2 protein-coding genes are annotated in these 1,872 nt (G+C 66.6%); both read left to right on the top strand.

Translation table 11 applies throughout. The features are described from left to right. A partial coding sequence (locus tag AB4Y86_RS17905) for a PadR family transcriptional regulator (RefSeq protein ID WP_441403502.1) occupies positions 1-408 on the top strand: 408 nt, incomplete at its 5' end. A gap of 5 nt (positions 409-413) precedes the next feature. Next, the coding region (locus tag AB4Y86_RS17900) for an ABC1 kinase family protein (protein WP_441403501.1) at positions 414-1,872 on the top strand (1,459 nt) is incomplete at its 3' end.

Genomic DNA, 1,872 nt, shown 5'->3' with positions numbered 1-1,872 from the left:
ATCCTGGCCCTGCTCGCGGAGCGGCCGATGCACGGCTACCAGATCATCAATGAGATCGAGGAGCGCAGCCATGGCAGCTGGAAGCCCAGCGCCGRCTCGGTCTACCCGGCGCTGCAGCTGCTGGCCGACGAGGGGCTTGTCAGTGCCGAGGAATCCAATGGCCGCAAGATTTACTCGTTGACTGAGGCGGGCCGGGAAGAGGTAGCGGGCGCCGATGCGTCAACGCTCTGGGATTCAACGAGCCCGGCAACAGGCACCGGGTTTACGGCACTTCCCAAGGCCGGCGTCGAGCTCGCACAGGCCGCATCCCTGGTGGGTCGCACGGGCTCCGCGAAGCAGGTGCAGGAGGCCGTGACGGTGCTCGACGAGGCCCGCCGTCGGCTGTACGCAATCCTCGCCCGGGACTGACGGGGGTGGCGTCGGTCCGCCGGGGCCGGGCAGATCCGATACCCGGCGTTGGGAACACGCGCGCCCGTTACCGTCGCATCCTGCGGTTCGCCGCATGGCATCTCGCCTTGACCTGGTGGTTCGAGCTGTTCCTCCCGCGCATCGGGCTGGTCAGGATTGCCGAACGCACGAGGACCAAGAGGATGCGGCGCTTTGCGCAGCGCTTCCATGCGCTCGCGGTGGACCTCGGCGGTCTCATGATCAAAGTTGGTCAGTTCCTGTCCTCCAGGCTGGACGTGCTTCCGCCCGAGATCACCAAGGAACTTGAAGGACTCCAGGACGAGGTGCCGCCCGTTTCTTTCGCCGCGATTCGTACCCTCGCCGAGGCGGAGCTGGGCGCGCCGTTGGATGAGTTGTTCGCCTCGGTCGACGAAACGCCGATGGCAGCAGCGTCCCTCGGGCAGGCGCACCGGGCGAAGCTTCTTCCGGGCGACGCCGCCGACACCGGGCTCGACCGCGTCGTGCTGAAGGTCCAGCGGCCGGGCATCAGCGCCATCGTCGACACCGATCTGGCGGCGCTACGCAAAGTGGGCGGCTGGCTCAGCCACGTGCGCCCGGTGTCCGATCGTGCCGATGTGCCCGCCCTGGTCGAGGAGTTCGCGCAAACCAGCCTCGAGGAGATCGACTACCTGAACGAGGCGGCGAATTCGGGGCGGTTCGCCACTGACTTCGCCGACGACGACCGGGTGGGCGTGCCCGACGTCGTCTGGGAACGGAGCACCCGGCGCGTGCTCACCCTCGAGGATGTCACGGCGATCAAGATCACGGATGCGGCGGCGCTTGCCGCGGCGGGCATCGATCCGTCCAAGGTGGCCCCGGTTTTCGCGTCGGTCATGTTCGACCAGCTGTTCACGAACGGCTTCTTTCACGCTGATCCGCACCCGGGCAACATCTTTGTCACCCCTGTCACCGATTCATCCCCGAAGCGCCCCTGGAAGCTGACGTTCATCGACTTCGGCATGATGGGTRAGGTTCCGGCGAGCACGCGCAGCGGCTTGCGGAAACTGCTCATCGCGGCCGCCTCGCGTGACGGTAAGGGGTTGATGACCGCGATCAGCGACGTGGGAGTCCTGTCGCCCTCGGCCGACACGGTCGAGCTTGAGCGGGCGATGACGCACCTCTTTGCCCGGTTTGGCGGAATGGGCTTTGCCGAGCTTCGCGAAGTGGACCCGCGGGAGTTCCGTGATTTCGCGGTGGAGTTCGGTGATGTGGTCCGCTCGTTGCCGTTCCAGCTGCCGGAAAACTTCCTGCTGATCATCCGCGCGATGTCACTGACGTCGGGGGTGTGCAGTTCACTGGACGCACGATTCAACCTATGGGACTCGGTCGAACCCTACGCAGCCCAGCTGCTGCGCGACGAGCGGGGCAACATCGTCCAAGACGCGGCACAACAGGCGCTCGGCGCCGCCACCGTCGCCCTGGGCC

The sequence above is a fragment of the Arthrobacter sp. 2YAF22_2 genome, assembly GCF_052114645.1.
GTDB lineage: Bacteria > Actinomycetota > Actinomycetes > Actinomycetales > Micrococcaceae > Arthrobacter.
Note: the sequence above shows the minus strand (reverse complement) of the source record. Positions and strands in the feature narration are given on the sequence as shown.